This is a genomic window from Thermonema rossianum DSM 10300, assembly GCF_000426825.1.
Lineage (GTDB): Bacteria > Bacteroidota > Bacteroidia > Cytophagales > Thermonemataceae > Thermonema > Thermonema rossianum.
Genome location: NZ_AUGC01000004.1, coordinates 33,282 through 57,586, shown reverse-complemented (window position 1 = coordinate 57,586; position 24,305 = coordinate 33,282). Strand labels below are relative to the sequence as shown.

Sequence of the window (24,305 nt, the reverse complement as noted above, 5' to 3'; positions counted from 1 at the left end):
TTATAAGTATAAAAGTCAATATTCTTGGTCAGTAGCGTATAGCCTGCCCGTTTTGCTTACGCAACAGGCCTCCTTCGTAGGCTACTTCCCCATTGACTACCACCAGTTCAATCCCCTTAGAAAAGCGGTTGGGGTTCGACACGGTGGCCATTCCTTCTATGGTTTCAGGGTCAAAAACGGTAATATCAGCTATTCGTCCATTTTCTATGGCGGCACGCGGCTGCAAAAGCGAAGGCGCCAACGAAGCCGGCAAAGTGGTCATTTTCGTTAGTATTTTTTCCAAAGGCATACCTATGCTCAAAGCATGGCGTATGGCGGTAGCAAAACAGCCGGCACCTCTTGGGTGCGAGTTGGCCCGTGGTTCCCTTTCTATTCCCCCATCAGAACCTATCATACAAAAATCGGTTTGCAGGGCCAAGTCCACCGTTTTATGCAGCGGCATGGTTCCTTCGGGCACAGCCACCAATACGCCAGGGGTCCGCCGCAGCTGTTCAAAGCGGGCAGGCGTCAGCCGCTCACCTGTTCCTACCACCACCAGGTCGCTGTAGTCCAGACCATAATAAGAGCGCCAACCGGGGTCAAAACGCTTAGAGTGCAAATAAGTAGCCCAATAACTATAAGGATACACACAGGTAGTAATACGCAGCCCCCGGGCGCGCGCTTGCGCAATCAGCTCCAAAGCCTCTGCCATATGGTAAGTGCCCCCTGTTGAGTGCAGGTGGGCAATATGCAGGTGCACGCCGGCATCGGCAGCCAATCGAATGGCTTCCCTTACGCCCTCCAGCTCTTTTTCAGGCGAAGAGTAACGCAAATGCAATACAAAAGGGCGCTCATAACGATGTGCCAAACGGGCATACGCCAGCACTTCATCGTAAGGGGTGGGCTGATACTCCAAGCTGTGCGATACCCCCAAAGCCCCGGCCTCCAAAGCCCGTTCTACTGCTTTTAAACGCGCCGCCACCGTAGAATATTTGTAGCGTATGCTCATGACTTTGGTCGATACGCCATAATTCACATAGTGGGGCTTCCGGCCAAAATAATCATAAAAAGCAGCGGGGTCACCACTCCCCCCATGCATTTGCAAGACGGTGGTTAAACCGTCGGTTACTTTGTATTTCTCAAAAATATGATACGTACGCTCCGGATTGGAAGAGTTGTCGCCCAGTATGTCAATAAAACCGGCACTTACCACCTTACCATGCACTTCGTAGAGTGCTTCGGAAGGCAGGACTACGTCCGATACGACCAAGCGGTTGTTTTGGTCTATCCCTACAAAAAGATTTTTAAAGCTCCCGTTATAAAATACCTTGCCCCCCACGATGCCTATTTTCAAAGCGCGGGAGCGCACCCTCACAAAAGAAGGTAAGAGCATAGAAGCCGTGCCGGCTGTAATCAATCGAAGCGCCTCTCGTCGATTCATGGAAACAGTGTTTTCAAAAAATCAGGTATATCGATAATAAAAATATACTTTTTTGCTGAATCCACAAGAAGAGCAGGCAGGCAAAACGGCATAGTGGAAGCAAAGACACAGCTTTTCAGGGAGTTAAAAACGTAAAATATTTTGTATTTTTGTTCTGATGAAAACAGTACGGCAAATATTGGCATCGCGACGATTACGGCGCACGGCAGCGCGCGAGCAGGTGCTCTTGTGTTTTTTGTCCAGTGACTTTGCCCTGTCGCAGCACGACTTGGAAGAAGCTTTGCCTTCTTTCGACCGGGTTACCCTTTACCGTACGCTCAAAACCTTTACCGAGGAGGGTATTGTGCATAAGATACCGGACGACAGCGGCATTCCACGCTATGCATTGTGCAGCAGCTGCGAACCCCACGAACATCATCACCACCATGTGCATTTCAAATGCACGCGCTGCGAGCATACCGAGTGCTTCGACCGGCTGTATGTGCCCAATATTTCGCTGCCCGAGGGCTACCGGGCAGAAGAAGTCAGTTTATTGGTGCAGGGTGTGTGCCCCCGGTGCAGCGATCATTCAAACAGCAAGTAATGCAATATTTCTTCTAACTTGTTCTCCCAAAGAAAGCACTGCCGCACCCGTTCTATGGCAGCTATCCCCATCATATGACGGCGGGCCGGGCTCCGGAGCATACGCACAGCCTCTGCAAGCTGTTCCACCTCGCCCATAGGTACTATGAAGCCGGTTTTTCCGTGCTCCACTATCTCGCCGGTACTGCCCGCATCATAAGCAATTACCGGACGCCCCTGCGCCATGGCTTCCACCAATACAAAACCAAACCCTTCCCAACGCGCCGTATGCACAAGCACATCTATTTCTTGCATAAAGAGCGCCGGTTGGGTCACAAAGCCATGCAAAAAAACCTTTTGCTGAAGGTGTTTCTGCCGGATGAGACGCTCAAGCTCAGGACGTTCCGCCCCATCGCCTGCAATATGCACTTCAACCTCCATACCGTCCTGTATCAAATACTCTGCAAGCTCCAAGAGGTCTTTGTGCCCTTTCTCCGGTGACAAGCGGCCTACACTTCCTATTTTTAAAGGTGGTTGTTCACGGTAGGTGGGGCTCTGCCACAGCCGGGCTTTGGGCACTCCGTTATGAATCACCTTTACGGGCAAGCCGGCCACACAGCTACTTTCCTCTTGAAGCAAACGGGCCGTCCAATAAGAGTTGGTGAGCAAGTGCGTGATATATTTCTTCAACAACCATTTGTTGGGCAAAGAGTCCCGCACAGGCAGGGCACTTCCACGCCGTAAGATACGCCGCCTCACCCCCGCTTTATATGCCGCTGCCCCCAGCACTTTAGCTTCGGTTGGTGTGTTGAACAGTATGCACTCTATATGGTGCGACTCAAAAAAAGTGCGCCACTTTTTCTGCTTGGAAGGGTTCAGCAAATCAGCCAAGGATACACTGCATGGCACCGTTCCCACATTGGCCTCTCTTAGCCGGGCGCTTAAGCGGCCTTCCGGATGCGTCATTACCCAAACAGCTATACGCGGGTCTTTTTGCAAAGCTACTGCCACTTCATAAAACCAATGCTCACCACCGCCCCAATTTTCTTCGGTATTGACCAGTACAATATTTTTCATGAGCATGCAGTTTCTACCCGCCCGCGGGCGGGCTCACCCAATGATCGTTTCACCGGCAAATTAGCAATTATCTGCCAAGACTTATGTATTTTTGAGCCAAAAAGATGAAGCAGGCCGTCAGCGCAGTAGTGATTACCTACAACGAAGCCGATGTAATTGAGCGCTGTTTGCAGAGCATTCAATGGTGCGACGAAATAGTAGTGGTTGATTCAGGCAGCACCGACGGAACGGTGGATATTTGCCGGAAAATGGGCGCCAAGGTAATACATCGTCCGTTCACCAATTTCGGCGAACAAAAGCGCTTCGCTGTTACTCAAGCTACGCACTCATGGATACTTTCGCTCGATGCCGATGAGTATCTGTCTGCTACTTTGCAGGCAGAGATACAAAAAGAGTTGGTTACACCACGTCACCATGGCTACTACCTGCCACGCAGCCTGGTGTTTATGGGCAAAGAGATACGCTCAGAAAGACGCAAGCCTATCTTGCGCTTGTTTGACAAACGGCACGGTAATTTTGTAAACAAAGCCGTTCACGAATATGTGGAAGTAAGCGGAAGTACAGGTTATTTGCGGGGAATACTATGGCATGAAAGTTACCGCAACCTGGAAGACTACTTTACCAAGTTCAACCGCTATACGACCCTGATGGCACAGGGGATTGTAGAGAAAGGGAAAGTAAAACCACCTGCCTATGCCCTCCTCCGCTTTGGTGTTGCTTTCATACAACAGTTTTTATTGAAAGGATGCTGGCTGAATGGCTCAGTAGGTGTCGTTTGGTCTCTCATGGCAGCCTACTACAATGCAGTAAAGTATTTAAAAGCTTATGAAATAAGCACTAAAAAGCAGTGAGCATTGTTTTTGTTCAAAACCGAGAAAAGCATGAAAGACAAAGCACATACCTATAAGCCCATAGCCTGTCATCTGCACGACCACATAGAGAGTAGCATTGTCAAAAAGCAGAGAGTGCACTTGACTTATGACGATCCTGATACAGGTAAAACAATTAGTTGCAATACTTTGCTCACCGACTGGTATGTAAAAGAGGGGGCAGAATATGTAGTCCTTGATAATCATAAGCATCTGCGGCTGGATTACCTGCGGGCATTTCATGTGATAGAGGATTGAAGCTTTTTCGCTATTTTAGCAGCCAAAAATGCCTTCTTCATCGTCTATCCTGTTTATTGAGTTCACGCCTTCGCACACTGAATGCCTGCATGCCGCCGTCGCTTATTTGAAACATCAATATCCCCCTGGCAATACACCACGAAAGGTGTGCTGTTTTTGAGCAAATGCCTGAAGTCAGCGACGTGTTCCCCTGCCACACACAGGGCGAAAAGCTGCTGCCTAACCTACACATGTTTCATGCATTGAAGCAATATATTAAAAACCAAGGCATTCAATACGTGTACTTCAACACGGCGCACGGGTCGCTGTGTCGTAACTTTAGCTATTTTTTATCAAGCACCGGTGTCCGGCAATATGGACTGTTGCATAATGGGGATAAGTTCTTGCGAAAAAGTGGCACCCAACGCATGATTAGCCGCAATATAAAGCGCTACTTTGCGCTGACAGATTACATTGCAGACACCGTGCGCCCGCACTGCCCGGTACCGGTAAGTAGTTACTATGCCACCTGCCTGCCTGCCTCCCTGCAACAACAGTTGCCTCATGTACAAAAACCTGCTCATGAACTATGGATTGCCATTCCGGGTAGCATAGAACTCAAACGCCGCTCCTATGATTCATTGATTCATTTACTCAACCGCCATGCGCTCCCTTCCCATATACGATTTTTGCTTTTGGGCAATGCTACCCACCCCAACAGCAACCTTTCACAACTGAAAGAAATGGCCAATTTTGCATTGGAGGACCACTTTCAGGTGTTTTACCACTATTTACCTTCCGATGAATACTATGCCTACTTGCAAGCTTCCGATGTTATTCTGCCTTTAATACACCCCCACACCCTTTCTGCCCGCCAATATGCAAGCACCCAAATCAGCGGTTCATTCAATATGGCATGGACTTTCCGCAAGCCACTGCTCATGCACAACATGTTTAAGCATATTGAAGACTTTCGGGATACCGCCTTTTTCTACGATGAACACAATTTAGTGGAAACACTTCGGCAACTCCCTGAGCTGCTGACTCACAAAGAAAAGCTTTACACGCTCCCTAAATGGGCATTTGACTACCAAGCGCAACACTTTTGTAAAGCTCTTTTCCACGGCAGCTTTTAGTCTGACAACCAAGAACGCCATGCCCCCAAACGCAAGGCATACCACAACAGCCAACACAGCAACGCCCATCGCAAATAAATAGCATAGTATTCTACCACTATTTTTTTTCGCTTTACTTTGATAGGCGCTTTTTCTTGCTTGTCAATTTCCCGGAATATTTGGCGGAGGGCCTGTTGGTCTTCGGCACGATAATACCGCCCCCCGGTTATACGTGCTATGGACTGCATCACAGCCGGCTCTACCGTATTGTTTACATACACTGCCTGTCCAAAGGCATCTTTACCCTTGAGTATCTGTCCTTCTTTGCCTATCAAGATGCTATAAATCTTTATCCCAAATTCTTTGGCAATCAGGGCAGCCGCTTCCGGTTCCAATGTCCCCGCCGTATTGTCGCCATCGCTCAGCACAAGCAGCACCCTGCTTTTGGTTTTTGACTCTTTAAGCCGGTTCACCCCTACTGCAATGGCAGTGCCCAAAGCGGTCCCGCGCTTTCGAATGGTAGCAAAGCTTATTTCATCGATACGCTGCACCAGCTGTTCATAGTCGGTAGTCAGAGGCGATAAGGTAAAAGCGTCGCCGGCAAACACCACCAAACCTATGGCATCGGTGTGGCGCCCACGGACAAAATCTTTGGCAAGCGCTTTCATAACGGCCAGGCGGTTGGGCGTAAAGTCTTTCAACTGCATGGAAGCCGATACATCCAAAGCCAGCACAATGCTGATGCCTTCTGTTTCCTGCTCTGTGAGCACTTGCTGCTTCTGCGGGCGTGCCAATGCCAGCAAAAAGAAAAAAGCAGCCGGCAAGATGCAAAAAGCACTCAATTTATGCATTAACCATAAAGCAGCAGCGGGCTTGTGCTCTTCCTTCCAATAGCTGTAGCCGGGCAACGAATAAACATACTTTTCTTTTCGCACGATGGCAACCACCACCGCCAACACCAATGCCACTGCTGCAAGCCACCACCACCATGCATACAGGTGCTTCCATTCTACCTGCTGCATAAACTGCGGTGTCAACCAACGCCAGAGCTTCCACCAATCATCGGAATAAAGTAAATCGGACTGCCTTAACAGCATCTTTATCTTTTTTCAGTTTATCGATCATCAACTCATATTCTTGTGCTGCCAAGCGGTGTAAAGTCATCCATGCTTGCGGCAGTTCCGGCTCGAAGTGTCCGCCGTAAATAGCCTTATCCAGGCAGTTGAGCGCCTCCTTCAGGGCTTCGTTTTGCCAGAGAGCGGCCAGTTCTGCCGATGTCAGACTTTTAAGCGCCTGCCCGCGCAGCAGCTCCATGAACTCCATCCACTGACGGCGCGCCTCTTCCATGGCGGTTAAATCAAGCGCGCGAATGGCGGCTTGCCCTTGCCCGAAAACACGTACTTCATAGTCATGCCAGCGCCTGTCCCATTGGTAAAGTAACCATAATTTAATAGCATAGCGCCGCAAAGGCACCAATAAGCGCCACAACAGCCACAAAGAAAGCAGCCCTCCCACAGCCCACCATAAGTACAATGGGCGGGCAGACAAAGCCGGCACAGGCACTTCCATTTTTAGCTCCAAAGTATCGGCTTGTGCATTGGATGGAAGCAGACTTTTGAAGTACAATATTTTAGCAGGGGGCAGAAATTGCAAAGTGTCGGGTAGTGCCAGCCCATAAACCGGAAATTGCAATTTCACTGAATCAAGACGTTCAAGCAAAGTCAGCTCATAGGTCACACTGTCTTTGACAAGCTCCCCCGCTGCCATCGAAGGCGCATAGTGTATGTTTAAAAGTGTCAAGGGGACAGCAAGGCGCCCCACACGCTGCGGAAAAAACAGCTGCATGGTGTCCGGATGGTGCACAACCAGCGAATAAAACAGTCGCTCGCCAATGCTTAATGAGTCGCTGCTTACGTAAGTGCTGAGCAGTACCTTGTTGTTTTGTGCCTGCACCACGCACAAAGACAAGCTCAAAGCGGTCAATATATGAGCTATTCGCCACATTATATCTTTGTTTCACAGAAGCAAGGTAATGAAGCCCGTGCATCATTACAAGCACCCTCGAAAGTAAACAAGCGCCCCGTTTCTTTTATAGACAGGAAAAGACCTTTTTCTGGTTTTCACCTTCAATTTTTTTTTCTACCTTTACACGCAAAAACGAAAACGTAAACAGTTATGCAAAATCTACGCTGGTTGTTTGTACTGATACTTGCACTTGGTTTACAAGCTTGCAACTTGGACCAATATAACAACTCCGATCCGGAAACCTTGACCGACCGCCGTGCCGGTGACCCTTATGTTTATGGTGACCCCGACGGTGAACCGCGTCAAGCATTGCTCGACTACCCCGACCCGGCCGATGGCGCTGCACGTGCCAAGAAAATCCGTGAGAAGCTTTATGCGCCTATGAACCCGGCAGACTTCTACCGTCAATACATTACCATTCAAAAAAATCAGAGCAGCAATCAAGCAGAAGAAAACCAAAACAAAGAAGACAAGCAATCATAAAGCTGCGCATATTCATAAAAGCAAAGGCGGGCTTTTCCAACCCGCCTTTTTTTTTGTTCTTTCCTGTGCTTTGCTTGAGCTGACAAGGAGGTAAATACCCTCGTCCTTTGTCTTGTCGGTTCTCTCTGTTCGAGCGCAGGCGAGGAACCTCTTTTCGCTTCTTGTTGCTTGTCTTGAAGAGATGGCTCACTCCACTCCGTTCCGCTCGACATGGCAAAAAAGAAGCTGGGTTTGGTGGGATTTCGCACTTCGCTTTGCGCTTCGTTCGGCACGCCTCTTACATCCCTAAAAAAGCGCTTCTGCCACTTTGCGCACCGAGTCTGCTTTACTCATGGAATAGTAATGCAGACAAGGCACTTTGTGTTGCATCAGCTCTTTGGATTGTGCAATGCACCACTCCACCCCCACTTCTTTTACTTGCGCATCGGTTTCGCACTTCTCTACTTCTTTCACCAAGTCTTCGGGCAGTTCCACATGAAATACCCGCGGTATCATGGTCAACTGCCTTTTGGAAGTCAAAGGCTTCAAACCGGGCACGATAGGCACATGAATGCCCATGGCACGGCACTTCTCCACAAACTCGAAATACTTGCGATTGTCAAAAAACATCTGTGTAACGATATAGTCAGCCCCTTTATCGACCTTCATTTTCAAATAGCGCAAGTCGCACTGCAGGTTCGGGGCTTCGTAGTGTTTTTCGGGATAGCCTGCCACACCAATGCAAAAGTCAGTAGGCACGGCGTTTTCTATTTCCTCCTCCAAATAAATACCGTGATTCATATTGACCACCTGCTCGATCAGCTCCACGGCATAGCGGTGCCCGCCCGGCTCGGGCGTAAATACTTTTTCTGTGGGAATGGGATCGCCACGCAACACCAAAATATTGTGTATGCCCAGATAGTGCAAATCAATCAATGCATTTTCGGTTTCTTCTTTGGTGAAACCGCCGCAAATCAGATGGGGCACCGGCTCTACCCCATAGCGATGCAAAATGGCCGCACAAATACCTACCGTACCGGGGCGCTTACGAATGGTCTTGCGCTCCAACAGACCATCGGGGCGCTTTTTATATACAAACTCCTCCCGGTGATAAGTCACATTGACAAACTTGGGCCGGAACTCCATCAGCTGGTCCAAAGTATTGAACAGACCTTGAATGCTTTGCCCTTTCATGGGCGGCAGCACCTCAAATGAAAACAATGTTTTGTCAGTATTGCGCAAGTACTCTACAATTTTCATAGCTGTGTCGATTATTTAAAGATGAAAAACAAAAATACAAGGCTGTGTCGAATTCACTATATTTGTGCTCCTTTTCAAAGAAAATCAAAATTTTTAAAAGCCAAGACTCATGGGATTACAATGTGGAATCGTAGGCTTACCTAATGTAGGGAAATCCACCTTATTCAATGCCTTAGCCAACAACAAAGCAGAAGCAGCCAACTACCCCTTCTGCACCATAGAGCCCAATGTGGGCATCATTACAGTACCGGACCCCCGGCTCGACACCCTCGCCGAATTGGTGAAGCCGCAGCGCGTGGTGCCTACCATCATCGAATTTGTGGACATTGCCGGCTTGGTAAAAGGTGCCAGCAAGGGCGAAGGCTTGGGCAACCAGTTTTTAGCCAACATTCGCGAAGTGGATGCCATTGCCCACGTGGTGCGTTGTTTCGACGACCCCAACATTGTGCATGTGCATGGCAAAGTGGACCCCGTAGGCGACAAAGAAGTCATAGACACCGAGCTGCAGCTCAAAGACCTTGAAACCGTAGAGAAACGCATAGCCAAGACCGAGCGTGTGGCCAAGTCGGGCGACAAAAAAGCCAAAGAAGAAATGGAAGTGCTTGCCCTGCTCAAAAGCACGCTCGAAAGCGGCAAAAATATCCGCTCTCTTAGCATTGACGACAACTTTCAGTATTTAATGAAAGAACTGCAGCTGCTCACTGCCAAGCCGGTGATGTATGTTGCCAATGTAGATGAAGACAGCCTTGCAGCAGGCACGAATGAATTTGTGGAAGCCCTCAAAGAGTCTGTAGCTCATGAAAATGCCGAAGTAGTAGTGATTTGCGCTGCTCTTGAAGCCCAGATTGCCGAATTGCAAGACCCCGAAGAACGCAAAATGTTTTTGGAAGAGTACGGACTGAAAGAGCCGGGCTTGCACCGTGTCATACGCACCGCCTATCGCCTGCTTGACCTGATTACCTACTTCACCGCCGGCGAGAAAGAAGTGCGCGCATGGACCATACGCCGGGGATGGAAAGCCCCCCAGGCAGCCGGTGTCATTCACTCCGACTTTGAGCGTGGTTTCATTCGTGCCGAAGTCATCAAGTTCGACGACTTTGTGAAATACAAAAGTGAAGCAGCCTGCAAAGAAGCCGGCAAATTGTCAATAGAAGGCAAAGACTATGTGGTAGAAGACGGCGACATCATGCACTTCCGCTTCAATGTGTAAGGCATTTTTGCTTATTTATCATGGTAAAGAAGGCATATTTTTTTGCAGCTATGCCTTCTTTTTTTATTTTTTATGAATATTCAAACGAAAGAGAAAACATTGCCGGCTTTTAGGCCGTTTTAAACAACAGTCGTTTTTACTGATATTTTTTTACATATGCGTGTAAGAATCATTTTTTCAATGCTCGGGAAAGCCATCGTGCCTTTTCACCATCAGCCGCTGATAGCGCAGATGATTGAGTTCTTGCGACAGCAGCTTCCTCCCGAAGACGCACATTATTTGCATTACCACTTTTCGAGCCTGAAAGGGCAAATCAAAATACAGAAAAATGGGCTGTTGTACCAATCCAAGCATGTCACCTTGGTATTTGCGGCGCTTTCGCCTGCATTTGTGCAAAAACTGCTGAAAGTGTTATTTGCCCAACCTAAGGTGCGTATCGGCAGTCTGTGGCTCAAACCGGAATATGTAGAAGAAGAAGTGGTACCGGAACTGCCCTTCGAATCAAAGATGCTTTGCCTATCGCCCTTGGTGCTTATTGACCCGCGGGCAGATGCTTACAATGCCAAACGCTTGATATCACCTGCCGACAACCTGTTTTCCGATTTGGTATATGAATCCACCATCCTGCGAGCCGAGGCATCGGGGCTTTACGACGAAGCCACACTCAATGAGTTTTACCGTTTTCAGGTAGTGCCTGATGAAGGATATTTGCAACGCTTGGCTGCGCAAGACAAAAAGTATGCACGCCTCTACGAGGTAACTCAAGGTAAAAGCCACTCAGACGTGCGCGGTTACAGCTTTCCTTTTACCTTATATGCCCACCCCCTGCTCAAGCGCTTTATCATGCTGACCGGCTTGGGCGCACTGCCTCACCTCGGATACGGCATGCTTGATTTGGCTTCCGGTCCCATGCCCAAACACCGCATCGATATTCATTAGAGCAAGGGGGGCAAGCCAAAGCTGCCATTTTGAACGAAGCGTAGGCATAGCCCGTCATTTCGCGCCTTACGCAGCTTGTCATTTCGAACGGAGCGTAAGCGTAGTGAGAAATCTCAATCTCATTGCACCAAGCCACAAGAAACAACATAGATTTCTCGCTTGCGCTCGAAATGACAAAAGGAAGGCAGTCGAAAGGACACGGGGCGGTCAAGCTGCCAAAAGAGAGAAGCCGTGCTGCAATAAGGAAACGCAAAGCGATGTTGTGAGTTTTCTTACTCTTCCCCAAAGGGGATAGCAGCAGCATGGTTTGTCATTTCAGACGAAGCGTAGTAAGGAATCCTCCTCCCCCCTCTCTCAAAGCCAACATAGACTTCTCGTTGACGCTCGAAATAACAATATGAGCCTATGAGCTAAAAAAACAAAAAGCCACCCGAAACAGGTGGTTTTTGCCGACTTAACTTAAAACTCATCAGATTTAGTTAAGGGGTTAAATATTTTTTGAGCATTTGAACCTTCGTAGAGTCAGTAACACGGCAATTTTCAAAGTTTTCAATGGAGTCGCCGGTTTCTTTTATCTCATAAAAATGATTGTTCACAAAGATATAGTCTTTTGCTCCATTTCCCAAGTCTATGCCTTGCAATAATTGATAGTCCACTTCTTTAAAAAGCACCAGTACTTTATTGTTGTATTGGTAGAACAGGCTTTGTTCAAAATCACGCAAAGCTTCTTCCTCCTCAGATACCTCTCTTGGTAGAGGCTGCTCAACAGGTTCCGTAATTATCTGCGTCTCTTCTTTTTGGGGAGTAAGCCGGCTTTCCATGCTTTTCTCCTCTTTTTGTTGATGCTGAACGCTTGGCTGCACTTTCTCTATTGGAGGCTCTTGTGTTGCCTGCAGCGGTACATCTGTTTTTTCACGCTCTTCTTCCGGTTTCAGCCCTTCTGTCACCGGTGCTTCATTGCTTTCTATTGAAGGCGCCGTTTGTTCCGTAACGGAAGTAGTGGGCGCAGGTGACTGCACCGGCCATTCTTCTTTTTTATGATTGCTCCATATAGCCAACCAGATGACACTTCCCAGAGCCACCACGCCAACTCCCCAACGCCACCATTGCCCGGCTGACCAGCTGAAAGTAGGCCCGTGAGGCACCGGCGTATTGTCGAGTAACCGTTTAAGTGATGCCTTGCGCTCTGCGCAGATGGCTTCTACCATCAAACGGTGCATTTCAACTTCATCACGCAGTACATGATCTCTTTGTAGTAGTTTTTCGAAGTGAGCCTTCTCCTCTGCGGGCAGGGTTCCCTGCAAATAGGCTTCGATTTGTTCTTGCCGCTGAATGTTCATAACGGAGCATTGATTTAGATTAAGTCACTTTTCTTAAAGTTGGCACGCACGATACGTTCCAGCTCTTGCATACATTTATATTTCTTGGACTTTGCCACATCAGCCGAGGCAAACCCCAGTTGTTCGGCTATTTCCTTCATATTCATCCGGTCGAAGTAGTAAAAGGTAAGCACCTTTTGGCAAGTTTCGCCTAATTGGGCAAGGCACTGACGCACCAACTCTACACGCTCTTTTTCTTCCCAATTTTGCTCTACTATGTCGTCTTTCTCTTCACTGCTCAGACGCCGCTTGCGCTCCAGCTCTTTGCGCCACAGGTTCTGGCAAACGCTATACAGAAAAGTGCTCAGCTTAGACGTGAGCACAAAATCTCCGCCCCGCACTTTCTGCCACAACACAATGAGTGCCTCCTGAAAGATATCGCGCGCTTCCTCTTCGGTACCACTGTTCTTGGTTACCATGCGCAACATCATACGGTAATGTTTTTTGTACAAATATTGAAGCGCAGATTCATCGCCATTTTTTAAACGTCTGAGAATCTCTTCATCTTTCATTTAAAAGCGTGCATTTGGTTGTACATACTCCTTCCTTTAAGAAAGGTAAACATTCATGTATGCTTTAGCAAAAAGTATTCTTAAAATAGAAGAGGCAGGCGATGAGCGTGCACGGTAAAGAGGGGCCTTGTTCATATCCGGATGCTTCTTTGGTGTGGGCATAATTAAGTAATTTAGCGCTCCGTTCAATAAAATCAAAACTTCTATGTGGTTTTTCAAGCTGCTTTCTTTACTTCCTTGGCGTGTTCTGTATGGCCTGTCCGACCTGCTGAGCTTCGTTGCATTCCGGGTGTTGCGCTACCGGGTAGAGGTTGTAAAAAATAACCTGCGCCGGGCATTTCCCGAATTGAGCGAGGCAGATATTCACCGCTTAAGCAAGCGTTTTTACCGCAACCTAAGCGATATATTGGTGGAAACACTGAAGTTGCTGCAGATGAAGGAAACGGATATTCTCAACCGGGTGCATATTCAAAACATGGAAGCCCTGCGGGAAGGCTTACGTATGCAGCGCCCGGTGGTTATTCTCACCACTCATCAAGGCAATTGGGAGTGGCTGCAACATGCCGTTCAGCTGCACTTGCCCGGCACGGCTGTCTATTTTGTATATCAACAGCTGAGCAACCCTTTTTTCGACCGTTTGATGCTGCATTTGCGCAGCCGTTTCGGGGCACAAGGCATTGAAATGAAGCAGGTTTTTCGTAAAGCCTTGATGCTGCGTCGCGAGCCTGTCATCTTGGCATTATTGGCTGACCAAAGCCCACGCCGCGACTCTTCTTTTGAATGGGTGTCGTTTTTTAATGAACCGGTGGCTTTCTTCAACGGGGGTGCCAAGTTGGCTACCAAGCTGCAAAGCCCGGTAGTGCTGGGCATCAGCTATCGCGAGAAACGGGGACATTACCGCTTGGAATTCAGCACATTGAGCCAGCCGCCCTATGATGCAGAAGCTGCATCAAGCATCACACAAGCCTATGCCAAGGCGTTGGAAGATAGCCTGCAACGGCAAGCAGACAACTGGCTGTGGTCTCACAAACGTTGGAAGCTGTCGCCACCGGCAGAGATGACACGCACAAGTTCTATGGAATAGTTTTTGTAAGTTCTTTGTTGTAAGTTTGTAAAGCATGTTTCACCATAAACAACAAGAGGCCATGTATAAGAAGGCATTTTTACTCTTTTTCGCTTTGTTTGCAGGCGTTTTATTTGCGCAAGCACAAAGCCAGGCGTCAAATACCAATCAAGAGAGCGCCTTGAAATTTGAAAAGACAGAACACAACTTCGGTGAGATTCCGCAGAATGTGCCGGCGGTATATGAATTCAAATTCAAAAACACCTCGAACCAGCCGGTGCAAATTGTAAGCGTAAAGACCAGTTGTGGATGTACCACTCCTTTCTACACCAAAGATCCGGTAGCACCCAAGAAAAGCGGCGTGGTAAAGGTAAGCTATAACGCTGCCCGCATGGGTGCATTCACCAAGACCATCACAGTAACCACCAGCGAAGGGGCTACCATTTATCTGACCATTCGCGGCACAGTGGTTGCCAACGAGCAGTAACACAAAGAACGAAGCACTTACATAAGTTTCAAAATTCCTTTCAGCTTGCTGAAGGGGATTTTTATTTCAGGCGTACCGGTTTGCTCCGTAGCCCCGTCATTATAGGAATAGAAAGCAACCAAGTACTCTTCCTGTCCACTACCGCCGGAGAGCGAAGCGTATCCCATTTGAGCCGGCAAAGGCGGCAACTGTCCTTCAAAGCGAAAACCTGCCTTTGAAAGCGGCTCTGCCGGTTTAAGATTGTACATTTTGCGCAGCTCTTCTGCCAGCAGCTGCCGCAAGGCATTTTCTTGGTTTTTTACCAGCCATTCGCTGCGTTCCATGCGGTGCCCGTCTTGCATGTTCAGCATCAAATAATGCACGCCGTCTAACAAAGAGTAACCCACACACAACACCTGGCGGCTGGTGTAGGTAATTTCTGCACCAATGTACACTTCAACAGGCGGAGTGTTTCCCTTAGCCAACAAAGTATCGTAAAGCGAAGGCAATAGCCGGGTAATGTCTGTGCCGGATGCATGCAGCCAGCGGCTTAAGTGCTCTGCCGGATACTGCCGGATATGGTGGTTGAGCAGCTCGCCCACGGCACGTTGTGAGCAGATGAGCGAAGGCAGCGACAACTCAAGCACCAGACAGGGTGCACCACCCTCGCACCGCCCGTGTTCATAGCGTTGGCTGTAGGCTTCTACTTTCAATATTTCATTGGGGGGCGCCTCTGCGGGAAGTTCTACTCTTTCAGGCATGTTCACTTCTTGCGAAGTGGTCGCCCGGGAATTGCTGCCTGATTCCTTCCGGTTCCCGGTCTCTTGTTTGCTTTCACAGGCAGCCAACAACAGCCAGATAAAAAATATCGTGCTCAGATGCTTCATCATGCATTTGTTTTAATCTTCTTCTATCTTACGCAGTTTTCTGCCTTTTTTGCGCGCCTCGCGCCGCTTTTTCCGTTCATTGCCATATTTGGCAAGCTTGGCATAACAAGCCTTTGCCAATTTATAGTTTTTTTGGCTTTCAGCCCATTGGGCTACTTCTTGCAATGCCGCCTGATAATAGCCTGAATCATAGGCTTCTATGGCTTCGGCATAAGCGATGGTTTTTTGGTAAAACTCAACGGCCCGCCGCATATTGTGTTCATAATGCTGCGCTTTGTAGCCTAAAAAATAGGTTGCATAGCGTCCGCTGATTTCTTCATAGCCGGGCCAGCCGTCTTCCACGCGTCGCAGCAGTTCTTGTGCGGGCTGTTCCATTTCCTGCAGGCGCCCTTGCAAAAACAAAAGCATGGTATAAAAACGGTGAAAGTAAGGATTGTTAGGATAGTGCTCATACAGATAGCGGGCATAACGGGTAGCTTTGTGGGGCTGGTTTTCTTCAAGGGCATAGATGCGTATTAAGAAATAATAGGCTTCTATGCGGGTATAAAAAGCATTGCGTGCGACTTCTTCGAGCTGCTCAATGCCTTTTTGTTTATCGCCCTTTTCAAAAAAAACGAGCAACGGACGCAAAGAAGGATAATTTTCAGGTATCCATACCGAGTAATAGTTGTACAGGCCGTCCCCAAAAAGAAACTCCACACTCAAAGAAGTCACCTCCTTCTCGCGCCGCAAGTATTTGATAGCCTGTTTGCCATTCCATGCTGCCTTTACCCAAGACTCACGCTCGGCATACAGCCGCCCTTTGTAGCCATAAGCAGCCGCCAAATAGAACTGATATTCCGGGTTGCCGGGCTCCTGCTTGAGCCGTTCTTCTGCCAGCTCGATGGCTTTATCCAAGGCGTCGAGCAGTTCGTCATCGTAGCGGTACTTGTCAATGTTGGGCATCATCTTCCACCAAACCATCAAGCCCTTGACCAGATAGGGCAACGGATGGTTACGATAACGGTAGTGCAACCACTTCCACTCTTTTTCTGCCTTGGCAAAGTCGTAATTGTAGGTGTAATCGATAAGATCGGAAAGTTCGGTCTGTAGCAAAGGGTCATAAATCAAGCCGGTGTCGAGGCGGGCGGCTTCTGCCGGAGGCAGCTCCTGTGCATATAGTTTGCCGGCAACACAAGCAGTCAGCAACCACAAACAACTCCCAAGAATCAGCGTTCTCATATATTTTTCAAACTTAGGTAAAAGAGGCGCACAACAGTCATATATTTTCATGGTGCAGTGGTTTGTTTTTACTTCATCAAAATTCGTACATTTATTTTATTGTAAAAAAACACCGGCAATTAAACTTTATTTTTTATGAAACTGATAAAAGTAGGTGCGGGCGTCGTAAATCAAACGCCACTGGACTGGGAAGGTAATTTTCAACGTATTGTGGGTGCCATAGAGCAGGCACGCGCACAGGGCGTCAGTTTGCTTTGCCTGCCTGAACTGTGCATTTCGGGCTATGGTTGCGAGGATGCTTTCTTTGCGCCCAATACCTTCCGGCAATCGCTTAAATACCTGCTGGCTTTGCGCCCCCATACGCGCGGCATGGTGGTATCGGTAGGTTTGCCCCTGCTGGTGCAAAACAAAGCTTTCAACTGTGCTTGTTTGCTGGTAGATGGCAACATTGCCGGCTTCGTCGCAAAAAAATTCCTGGCAGGCAATGGCATTCATTACGAGCCCCGTTGGTTTACCCCCTGGACACAAGAGGGCTACACCACCGTACGCATCGAAGGCAAAGACTACAAAGTAGGCGATATTTACTTCCGGGTAGGCGATATCAAAATAGGTTTTGAAATATGCGAAGATGCTTGGGTTGCCAACCGCCCGGGGCGCCAATTGTATTTGCACGGCATCGACGTGATTCTGAATCCCAGTGCCAGCCATTTTGCTTTTGGCAAGCTGGAAGTGCGCAAGCGTTTTATCTTAGACGGCTCTCGGGCATTTGGAGTAACCTATGTATATAGCAACCTGCTGGGCAATGAAGCAGGGCGCGCCATCTATGACGGGGGCGGCATCATCGCCTGCAACGGACAACTCATTGCCGTGGGTGAACGCCTCACTTTCGACGACTACAACGTAACTCCGGCAGTCATTGACGTAGAGCTTTCGCGCCTGGCACAAGTGCAAATGCAAACACAGTTTGCCGTTGATAAAGACTTCGGACACGTAGTGGAAGTGGACTTCAACTTCCCGGACATCCGCCCCGAGGCATGGCATCCCCAAGAAGCCGGCTGGGAACACAGCCCCTTCCTCAAAGAAGAGGAGTTTGCCCGGGCTATGATGCTGGGCTTGTTCGATTATATGCGCAAGAGCCGCTCCCGTGGCTTTGTCATCTCTTTGAGCGGAGGTGCCGACTCTTCTGCCATCAGCGTGCTTTGCCGCATGCTCATCGATGAAGGCATTCGCCAATTGGGCTTGGACGGCTTCAAGCAAAAATTATCATATTTTCAGGCAATACAAGACTGCCAAACGGCCGACGAGATTGCACAAAAGATGATTACGGTGGCTTACCAAGCCACACGCAACAGCTCCGAAACCACACGCCGCGCTGCCGAAGAGCTGGCAAAAGCCATCCACGCCAAATATCATTACTTGGATGTAGATGCCATCATTCAGCAATATATAGACCTCATCAGCCGCAGCATTGGGCGCCCCCTCAACTGGGAGCAAGACGACCTCACCCTGCAAAACATACAGGCACGCGGGCGCGCACCAAGTATCTGGATGCTTGCCAACCTGAAAAATGCGCTGCTGTTGGCAACCAGCAACCGCTCCGAGGCAGCTGTAGGCTATGCCACCATGGACGGCGACACCGCCGGCGGGCTCAGCCCCATCGCAGGCATAGACAAAGCCTATTTGCGGCGCTGGCTGCGTTGGATGGAAACCGAAGGTTTGGGCGGGCGTTACCGCCTCCCTGCCCTGCGCTATGTGAACGAACAACAGCCTACTGCCGAGCTGCGTCCACCCGATAGCAAGCAAACCGACGAAGCCGACCTCATGCCTTATGAGGTGCTGGATGACATCGAAGAGGCAGCCATCCGCGACAAACGCGCCCCGGTAGATTGCTACCGTCTGCTCAAAGAGAAGTACCCGCAATATGATGCCGCCACCATCAAAGAATGGGTGAAGAAATTTTTCCGCTTGTGGTGCCGCAACCAATGGAAGCGCGAGCGCTATGCGCCCTCCTTCCACTTGGACGACGCCAATCTTGACCCCAAGACATGGTGCCGCTTCCCTATCCTTTCGGGCGGCTTTGAAGTGGAACTGCGCGCCCTCGACGAGATGGAATAATTTTTGATGCGCCCTCTGACCAAAGCGGCAGGGGGCGCCCCCCCGCACATGCACTCCGCTTTGGCAATTAGGCAACTTTTAGAAACATAACCACAAACTGCTATGAAAACCGTTAACCTCCGCGCCTTTCGCACTTATTACCGGGAAAAAATAAAAGAGCAACCTCTCGAACGCAACGACGAACATTTTGTAGGCACCTCCATCAGGCTGCCCGGAAGCAACAGAACGACTTTCGGATTTTTTGAGCTGTATCATGGCGACAAAGAAGACATACGCACCTACCTGCCTTCTTTATTGAAGATAGCCGAAGACGAACAGGCCTTTTATGAATTCGCTCAAAATGCGGTAGATGCCCAGTCCACCCATTTCTGGGCATTTTACAACGAGCGCTATTTCATTGTGCTGAACAACGGCGAGCCTTTCAACTTCGAAGGGCTTCGCTCTATCTTAAACATAGCCCAAAGCACCAAAAAAGAGCGGTGCGATAAGATTGGACGCTTCGGCATCGGCTTCAAGCTGGTGCACCGCCTGGTGGGCAAAGGCGACGGCAACCACGAGCTGCTGGAGAAATACAAAGGACCTGTTTTGTTCAGCTGGCACCGCCCGGAGCAACTGCAAAGCCTCATAAACGGAGAGGAAGTCCAATTTGCCGAAGAGCAGACGGCAGATAACTTAGCCGGTACTTTTGCGGATTATCCTCTGCTGACAAAAATTCTTTTGACCAACTTCCCCGCAGGCGTTGGCGAAAGCGTCAAAAACCTCGACCACGAAGACTTTACGCCTTTTAGCCATGAAGAGTATGCACAGATGTGCGCTGCCTTGCAGGAGGTCACCCGGCAATACAGGCTTGACTTCAGCCCCTTCAGCCAAGGCAGTCTGTTCTTTATCGATTTGGGCGAAAACAAGCACGAATTGCTGAAAAGAAACGAAGAAGACCTGCGCATAGGCATGGAATACTCCATGAACTTCTTGAAGAAACTGGAAAATATACGCATCAACGAGTGTTACCTGCACAGGAAAGAGATTCTCACCGAGCATTTTACCATTAAAACAGACGAGGCGCTTTTCCGGGAAATTGAACCCGAATCGAAAGAGTGTGACATACACATTGCTTTCGGCTATCATAAGCAAGAGGAATATGAAGACAAAAGCAAGGTAGATTACATTAAACAAAGCCCCAACTTCTACAAGTTTTTCCCCATGGGGGACGAAACCAACAAATTTGCTTTCATTTTGCACTCCGACGCCTTTGGCATGGAAGCCAACCGGCGCAAGATGCAAAACGACCACGTGAACCGGCATCTTTTGCCTGCATTCGCCGATATGCTGGAGAAACGCATGGACCAACTCACCCAAACGGAGGAAGGTTACGAGCGCTACCGTGCCATCTTTTTGTCCATCTTGCTCTCCGAATCCCCCGAAGAGCAGCGCAACGAGTGGTACAAAAACATACTTTATATTCCCCTGCTCGACGCCATCAAGCAACGGGTGCCTACCACTGAGCGGCAAACACTCAAGAACAGCGAACTGGTCAAAATCAAAGATACACAACTGCAGATACAGCCTGCGGAGTGGGGCGCTGCCGACGCCAACGGAAGACCTTACTTCTGGTTTGCTTGGGAATACCACCGGGGCAGCCATATTATCAAGTATGCCAGAGAGAGGTTAGACTTGGAGCGATGGGATGCACTCGACCTTATCCGGCACGGCGAGGTAAGACAAATCAATATACAACTCAATGTTAAGCCGGAAAACCGGGAGATACTATGGCAGGAGTTGCTTGAAAAAAGTGAAAGCGACTTTTCTGATGAATCCTTAAAAGCAAAGCTGTACGAAATCCACTTGTTCTACGAGGCAGAAGATGATGTATTCTACTCAATCAAACGGCTGTCGGGAAGCACGGATATTTTGCTACTGCCCCACCAATATGCCGGTTTGGAAGCGTTCAAGAAAGACCTCAACTTGAAATGCATACTTTTAAGTGAACAAGAAAGCGAATCAGAATTCTTCAAGGCTGTTATTGCGCCGGCACTTCCCTATTTAAATAACCCGAAGGAACTCAAAGAGCTGCTGTTTGATGGCGAACACATCCTCAAAAAAATTTGTGACCTCTCCTTACCCCTGCGGAGAGACTATGTTTTATGGCTTAAAAGAGTAAATTTATGCAAAATTGATGACCTCAGAGAAAAGGCCATCTTTGAAAACCGGCGGGGCGAGCGCCTGCCTCTTTCGAAAATGTTGCTGCCCTCAGAAGAGACCCCTGATTTTTTGAAGCCTTTTGAAATACATCCCGATGCTTTCAGCGCTGATTTCAAAAGGGAGTTGATTCACAAAGCAGAAGACATTTATACCCACCTCCTTTTTGAACGCTGGGAGGACATCACCCAAGGCATCATAGATTCTGCCGGCAACGACACAGAAGCTACCATCAGCAAGCTCATAGCGCTTTATGAGTACACCCAAAAAACCCATAAGCAGGCAAAAGAAGAAGCAGCGCAAGCAAACAGAATCCCCAACCTTCCGGACTTTAAAAACACAGCCAAAGCATACATTTTGGATTACGACGGCACTCTGAGAGGTGAAAACGAAATTTACTACAACGCACAACTAAGCCGTTTCCACAAAGAGAAAGGCAAAGAAGCTTATGAGCAGTTGCATGTCTTTGTTTTGCAGCATATGAATGTGACCCTGCCGCATCCGCAGATGCTGCGCTTTCTCAGAGAACTATTTGGCACCACACCTTTGGCATTTGAGGAATGGGGCTGGGAAAAGCTTCGTCAATGCCCTACGGAAATCATCGATACCCTCTTTACCCTCCTCGAGTATCAGGGAAAAGACTTGTTCCAATATTTTGTTTTGGCAGAGGTCTCCGGTAGCTATCAGCTACACCAAAGACACGATAACAGCTGCCTAAACTATATCAGCGGATATGACGCTGGGAAACAATACATCCGGGATTATCATGACGACATACTTTATGCTGTACCCCAAGCCTATGAAAGCAAGGCAAAGGCATCGCTGCATGTTCTTCAAGGAGACAAGTTAGGTGAAAAACTTGTGGACTTGCTCCCTCAAAACGAAATAAAGCAGGCTGCCCGGCTTCTACGCAGCTGTAAACTCTCTACGGAGAACACCAAACGGCTATTATGCGAAAAAATCACCCATTTGGAAATTGACTATACAAATCTAACGACACTCACACAGACGTCTCCTGAGCTTATATTAATAAAAGAATATGCCGGATATACCCACGACCCATCAACAACAGAAGCCCTCAGGGAGGCATTTATACTTGCGGCAGAGAATACCGAATACACCATTGATGCCGTGCCCATACAAAACACCGTAAGAGTGGAGTATAAAAAAGACAACAGCTATGAATTTGCTATTTCGGAGCTGCTGCCTGAGCGCAACCAAGAAATCATTCTTTTTCAAGAGGTGGTGCAACACATTGCCCACGTTTTCAAGCCATCCGGGCAACCCTCAGAAGAGCAGTTAAAAAAACTTTTCAATTTCAAAACAGGCGAGGACATAGACCATGAGCTCATCGGTTCGGTAATTTATGACCTGAAACACCACCACGACGGCGTAGTGCAAAACGCTACCCAACTGGCATTCCTGCTGCTGGTGCAAAGTTTGTTCCCGGAGAAAGGTTATTTAGAGGGCATTAAAATAGAAGCTGCCGATGGAGAAAATTATGACATATTACCCTACCACACTTATACCTGTCGCTTTTCGTTCCTTGAATCCGCATATATCCTGGCTGACCACTATCGCGATATCAACAATATCATAAAAGCGGAGGACTTCCCCTTAAAACTGTGGTATTTCAAAAAAGATGAGGGCGGCTCACATCAAAAAAGTTACGTTTACTGGATGCAAGCGCCTTTTTTACGTACTTACACAGAAAACGACGAGGAACTCACAGAGTTGTTCATGCCTAATGTAAAAGAACAGCTTGACGAGGAAGAGCGTATCGATTTGCTGAAATTCCTCTTTTCCCTATGGCACCAAGACAAGGCACGATTTAAAAACGTGGATTGGGATGCTTACTCGCAGCATTTAGGTTTTACCCCCTCAAGTCTGTTTTTGATTGAACAAGAACAACAAGCCTCCCTGATTTGCGAAGAAGAAATGCTTCCTGATTTTGTCAAGCAACATTTTCTTTCCGGCGCCTCCGGTAGCGAACTTGCTCAATGCAAACAGTTCCTATATGCCTTGGGCATTAAAAAAACGAATAGCCAAGAATTTAAGCTAAGAGAGGCATTGAAAGACAAGGAAGCGGACATCCAAAAATTCAAGTCTGTTGTAACGAAGCTGCCTGTCTCTGCCCTAAGTGCCGTCCTATGGTGGATTATTGAGAAGGAAGTAATTGTTAAAGACGAGGAAAAAGCTGATTTAATTCAAACGATATGTGATGTTTACATGCAGCAGATTGACGATGCATCCCATGGGTTTGAAATAAAAGAGCACAGGAACAATGAAAAGATACAGAAAAACAGCCAAGAGTGGGACGCACCTTGGTACAAGGAAGACTTCAAGCCTAAAAAACCCACTTGGTCCATCTACACCTATCGTAACCGATCCTTTCCCATTGTACGTTACCTTCGCTCCTCCGAAGGCGGAAAGTCAGCTTTCTTCTATGGCAGGGAAAAAGAAGCCACAGATGACCTCTTGCTGACTCGGGAGGGCAATGAACTTTTTGTTTACGTCCCGAAAGGCAAAGAGAGTGATATCTATTGGCTTCAAAGAAAACTAAGAGAAGAGGGTTATGCTGAGGTCGCCGATGAGCTCGTAAGTAGTTTTGATAAGTACCGGGGCTATACACCAAGTAGCACACCTCCCTTCTCACCGGCATCTGTTTCTGTCGAAGATAAGCAAAAAGCAGGCAAGGCTATCGAAGCAAAAGTGAAAGAAAAGTTGTACGACCTCTACCCCAGCGACCGCTATGAAATAAAATGGAACAATCAGCATTGGGAAAGCAGCATGTCGTACGACATAGAAGTAATAGACCGATCAAGCGGAGAGCGTGTCAAAAAAATTGAATGCAAAGCTCAAAGTATAGAAAATGCTCTTAGCCTCCTGCTCAGCCGCCGGCAATGGGAAATGTTTCTTACCGACCTTAGAAAAGACGCCCCCCAAGTGGAGCTATGGGTAGGTTATTACATCAAATACGAAAGTGGCAAGATAGACGTTCGCCGTTTACTACGCCTACCTTCCCATACCCTCTTCCATCCGGGAGTGCTGTTTCATGGACTCGAATCATTGCGCAAAACCAGCATGATGGATGAACACGGCTTTGGTGATGACACAAAAAAAATCAAAGTTGAATTGAGCTTGACAGGCTTGAAAAACCTATACGAGAGCACGTCAAAGCCCGATTTCGACCTTTTCGAGTTCGAATAAAGAAAAAACTTGAGAAAGATGAAACCCACCTGTGTTTAAGCTACACGCTCAAAAAACAAAAGAAGGTTGCCCTGCGGGGCA

The 24,305-nt window shown here is 48.2% G+C and carries 20 protein-coding genes; 11 read left to right on the top strand and 9 right to left on the bottom strand.

All coding sequences use genetic code 11. The features are described from left to right. Positions 1 to 28: 28 nt before the first annotated feature. A complete protein-coding gene (locus K384_RS02560) occupies positions 29 to 1,420 on the bottom strand; it encodes an amidohydrolase family protein (RefSeq protein WP_038029132.1) in 1,392 nt (463 codons plus the stop codon). Between the two features lie 157 nt (positions 1,421 to 1,577). On the opposite strand from K384_RS02560, the gene K384_RS02555 reads away from it, so the two are divergent. Beyond that, on the top strand, positions 1,578 to 2,003 hold the full coding sequence (locus K384_RS02555; protein WP_038029131.1) for a Fur family transcriptional regulator: 426 nt from the start codon (positions 1,578 to 1,580) through the stop codon (positions 2,001 to 2,003). Here the strand turns inward: K384_RS02555 and K384_RS02550 are convergent. Continuing rightward, positions 1,985 to 3,058, bottom strand: a complete 1,074-nt coding sequence (locus K384_RS02550) for a glycosyltransferase (protein ID WP_169737600.1) — start codon at positions 3,056 to 3,058, stop codon at positions 1,985 to 1,987. The two genes, K384_RS02555 and K384_RS02550, sit on opposite strands and share 19 nt — an antisense overlap. A 104-nt stretch (positions 3,059 to 3,162) precedes the next feature. Between K384_RS02550 and K384_RS02545 the strand changes: the two genes are divergently transcribed. The 3 genes from K384_RS02545 (at position 3,163) to K384_RS02535 (ending at position 5,300) form a co-directional block, all read left to right on the top strand. Beyond that, positions 3,163 to 3,909, top strand: a complete 747-nt coding sequence (locus K384_RS02545) for a glycosyltransferase family 2 protein (RefSeq protein ID WP_038029129.1) — start codon at positions 3,163 to 3,165, stop codon at positions 3,907 to 3,909. 30 nt (positions 3,910 to 3,939) lie between these two features. Further along, positions 3,940 to 4,185, top strand: a complete 246-nt coding sequence (locus K384_RS02540; protein ID WP_157630025.1) for a hypothetical protein — start codon at positions 3,940 to 3,942, stop codon at positions 4,183 to 4,185. Positions 4,186 to 4,349: 164 nt separating this feature from the next. Continuing rightward, positions 4,350 to 5,300 carry a glycosyltransferase family protein gene (locus tag K384_RS02535; RefSeq protein WP_157630024.1) on the top strand — a complete coding sequence of 317 codons (951 nt, stop codon included), beginning with the start codon at positions 4,350 to 4,352 and terminating at the stop codon, positions 5,298 to 5,300. Here the strand turns inward: K384_RS02535 and K384_RS02530 are convergent. Both K384_RS02530 and K384_RS02525 read right to left on the bottom strand, forming a co-directional pair. Continuing rightward, a complete protein-coding gene (locus K384_RS02530; protein ID WP_051633046.1) occupies positions 5,297 to 6,376 on the bottom strand; it encodes a VWA domain-containing protein in 1,080 nt (359 codons plus the stop codon). The two genes, K384_RS02535 and K384_RS02530, sit on opposite strands and share 4 nt — an antisense overlap. After that, positions 6,339 to 7,283, bottom strand: coding sequence for a hypothetical protein (locus K384_RS02525; RefSeq protein ID WP_038029123.1), 945 nt, complete (start codon positions 7,281 to 7,283; stop codon positions 6,339 to 6,341). The genes K384_RS02530 and K384_RS02525 overlap by 38 nt, the downstream gene beginning before the upstream one ends. Before the next feature lie 171 nt (positions 7,284 to 7,454). Here K384_RS02525 and K384_RS02520 point away from each other — a divergent pair, with 171 nt between their 5' ends. Continuing rightward, positions 7,455 to 7,787, top strand: a complete 333-nt coding sequence (locus K384_RS02520) for a hypothetical protein (protein ID WP_038029121.1) — start codon at positions 7,455 to 7,457, stop codon at positions 7,785 to 7,787. A 285-nt stretch (positions 7,788 to 8,072) separates the two neighbouring features. Here the strand turns inward: K384_RS02520 and metF are convergent, their stop codons facing one another. Further along, entirely contained in the window at positions 8,073 to 9,026 is a 954-nt protein-coding gene (gene metF / locus K384_RS02515; RefSeq protein WP_038029119.1) for a methylenetetrahydrofolate reductase [NAD(P)H], read from the bottom strand. A 109-nt stretch (positions 9,027 to 9,135) separates the two neighbouring features. Between metF and ychF the strand changes: the two genes are divergently transcribed. Beyond that, positions 9,136 to 10,236, top strand: coding sequence for a redox-regulated ATPase YchF (ychF, locus tag K384_RS02510; RefSeq protein WP_038029117.1), 1,101 nt, complete (start codon positions 9,136 to 9,138; stop codon positions 10,234 to 10,236). Between the two features lie 180 nt (positions 10,237 to 10,416). Continuing rightward, on the top strand, positions 10,417 to 11,175 hold the full coding sequence (locus K384_RS02505; RefSeq protein WP_051633045.1) for a CRISPR-associated endoribonuclease Cas6: 759 nt from the start codon (positions 10,417 to 10,419) through the stop codon (positions 11,173 to 11,175). Positions 11,176 to 11,654: 479 nt separating this feature from the next. Here K384_RS02505 and K384_RS02500 read toward each other — a convergent pair whose 3' ends face one another. After that, a complete protein-coding gene (locus K384_RS02500; protein ID WP_038029115.1) occupies positions 11,655 to 12,515 on the bottom strand; it encodes a hypothetical protein in 861 nt (286 codons plus the stop codon). Between the two features lie 14 nt (positions 12,516 to 12,529). Continuing rightward, on the bottom strand, positions 12,530 to 13,066 hold the full coding sequence (locus K384_RS02495) for an RNA polymerase sigma factor (RefSeq protein WP_038029113.1): 537 nt from the start codon (positions 13,064 to 13,066) through the stop codon (positions 12,530 to 12,532). A gap of 205 nt (positions 13,067 to 13,271) precedes the next feature. Here K384_RS02495 and K384_RS02490 point away from each other — a divergent pair, with 205 nt between their 5' ends. Both K384_RS02490 and K384_RS02485 read left to right on the top strand, forming a co-directional pair. Continuing rightward, the gene (locus K384_RS02490; protein ID WP_051633044.1) at positions 13,272 to 14,150 is read left to right on the top strand and encodes a lysophospholipid acyltransferase family protein; all 879 of its coding nucleotides are present in this window, start codon (positions 13,272 to 13,274) and stop codon (positions 14,148 to 14,150) included. Positions 14,151 to 14,211: 61 nt separating this feature from the next. Continuing rightward, on the top strand, positions 14,212 to 14,616 hold the full coding sequence (locus K384_RS02485; RefSeq protein ID WP_038029112.1) for a DUF1573 domain-containing protein: 405 nt from the start codon (positions 14,212 to 14,214) through the stop codon (positions 14,614 to 14,616). Positions 14,617 to 14,633: 17 nt separating this feature from the next. Here the strand turns inward: K384_RS02485 and K384_RS02480 are convergent, their stop codons facing one another. Continuing rightward, complete coding sequence (locus K384_RS02480; protein WP_157630023.1) at positions 14,634 to 15,485, bottom strand: hypothetical protein; 852 nt, start codon at positions 15,483 to 15,485, stop codon at positions 14,634 to 14,636. A gap of 9 nt (positions 15,486 to 15,494) precedes the next feature. Next, positions 15,495 to 16,703 carry a tetratricopeptide repeat protein gene (locus K384_RS02475; RefSeq protein WP_038029107.1) on the bottom strand — a complete coding sequence of 403 codons (1,209 nt, stop codon included), beginning with the start codon at positions 16,701 to 16,703 and terminating at the stop codon, positions 15,495 to 15,497. Positions 16,704 to 16,838: 135 nt separating this feature from the next. Here K384_RS02475 and nadE point away from each other — a divergent pair, with 135 nt between their 5' ends. After that, on the top strand, positions 16,839 to 18,818 hold the full coding sequence (gene nadE, locus K384_RS02470; RefSeq protein ID WP_038029105.1) for an NAD(+) synthase: 1,980 nt from the start codon (positions 16,839 to 16,841) through the stop codon (positions 18,816 to 18,818). A 102-nt stretch (positions 18,819 to 18,920) separates the two neighbouring features. Continuing rightward, positions 18,921 to 24,224, top strand: coding sequence for a sacsin N-terminal ATP-binding-like domain-containing protein (locus tag K384_RS02465; RefSeq protein WP_038029104.1), 5,304 nt, complete (start codon positions 18,921 to 18,923; stop codon positions 24,222 to 24,224). The last annotated feature ends 81 nt before the right edge of the window (positions 24,225 to 24,305 follow it).

Coding starts and splice junctions, on each gene's coding strand:
- metF (WP_038029119.1), bottom strand. CDS start 9,026: ATGAAAATTGTAGAGTACTTGCGCAATACTGACAAAACATTGTTTTCA.
- K384_RS02490 (WP_051633044.1), top strand. CDS start 13,272: ATGTGGTTTTTCAAGCTGCTTTCTTTACTTCCTTGGCGTGTTCTGTAT.
- K384_RS02535 (WP_157630024.1), top strand. CDS start 4,350: ATGCCTGAAGTCAGCGACGTGTTCCCCTGCCACACACAGGGCGAAAAG.
- K384_RS02550 (WP_169737600.1), bottom strand. CDS start 3,058: ATGAAAAATATTGTACTGGTCAATACCGAAGAAAATTGGGGCGGTGGT.
- K384_RS02485 (WP_038029112.1), top strand. CDS start 14,212: ATGTATAAGAAGGCATTTTTACTCTTTTTCGCTTTGTTTGCAGGCGTT.
- K384_RS02465 (WP_038029104.1), top strand. CDS start 18,921: ATGAAAACCGTTAACCTCCGCGCCTTTCGCACTTATTACCGGGAAAAA.
- K384_RS02545 (WP_038029129.1), top strand. CDS start 3,163: ATGAAGCAGGCCGTCAGCGCAGTAGTGATTACCTACAACGAAGCCGAT.
- K384_RS02520 (WP_038029121.1), top strand. CDS start 7,455: ATGCAAAATCTACGCTGGTTGTTTGTACTGATACTTGCACTTGGTTTA.
- K384_RS02505 (WP_051633045.1), top strand. CDS start 10,417: ATGCTCGGGAAAGCCATCGTGCCTTTTCACCATCAGCCGCTGATAGCG.
- K384_RS02560 (WP_038029132.1), bottom strand. CDS start 1,420: ATGAATCGACGAGAGGCGCTTCGATTGATTACAGCCGGCACGGCTTCT.
- K384_RS02495 (WP_038029113.1), bottom strand. CDS start 13,066: ATGAAAGATGAAGAGATTCTCAGACGTTTAAAAAATGGCGATGAATCT.
- K384_RS02500 (WP_038029115.1), bottom strand. CDS start 12,515: ATGAACATTCAGCGGCAAGAACAAATCGAAGCCTATTTGCAGGGAACC.
- nadE (WP_038029105.1), top strand. CDS start 16,839: ATGAAACTGATAAAAGTAGGTGCGGGCGTCGTAAATCAAACGCCACTG.
- ychF (WP_038029117.1), top strand. CDS start 9,136: ATGGGATTACAATGTGGAATCGTAGGCTTACCTAATGTAGGGAAATCC.
- K384_RS02525 (WP_038029123.1), bottom strand. CDS start 7,283: ATGTGGCGAATAGCTCATATATTGACCGCTTTGAGCTTGTCTTTGTGC.
- K384_RS02540 (WP_157630025.1), top strand. CDS start 3,940: ATGAAAGACAAAGCACATACCTATAAGCCCATAGCCTGTCATCTGCAC.
- K384_RS02475 (WP_038029107.1), bottom strand. CDS start 16,703: ATGAGAACGCTGATTCTTGGGAGTTGTTTGTGGTTGCTGACTGCTTGT.
- K384_RS02555 (WP_038029131.1), top strand. CDS start 1,578: ATGAAAACAGTACGGCAAATATTGGCATCGCGACGATTACGGCGCACG.
- K384_RS02530 (WP_051633046.1), bottom strand. CDS start 6,376: ATGCTGTTAAGGCAGTCCGATTTACTTTATTCCGATGATTGGTGGAAG.
- K384_RS02480 (WP_157630023.1), bottom strand. CDS start 15,485: ATGATGAAGCATCTGAGCACGATATTTTTTATCTGGCTGTTGTTGGCT.